At 69.6% G+C, this 230-nt stretch carries 1 protein-coding gene; it reads left to right on the forward strand.

All coding sequences use genetic code 11. From position 1 onward, the window contains the following. On the forward strand, positions 1 to 230 hold a 230-nt coding region (locus ACTFO6_RS20120), incomplete at both ends, for a DHH family phosphoesterase (RefSeq protein ID WP_439936028.1).

Consider the following 230-nt stretch of genomic DNA (forward strand, 5'->3'; position numbering starts at 1 on the left):
GGATTACCTGGTGCCCAACCGCTTCGAGACGGGCTACGGCCTCACCCCGGAGATCGTGGAAATCGCCGCGCGCCTGAAGCGCCCGGACCTTCTCATCACCGTAGACAACGGCATCGCCGCCGTGGAAGCGGTGGAGGCGGCCCGTCGGCTGGGGATGGAGGTGGTGATCACCGACCACCACCTGCCCGGCCCCGTTCTGCCCCGGGCGGCGGCCATCGTCAACCCCAACC

Source organism: Pelomicrobium sp. G1, from assembly GCF_051905455.1.
Lineage (GTDB): Bacteria > Pseudomonadota > Gammaproteobacteria > Burkholderiales > UBA6910 > Pelomicrobium.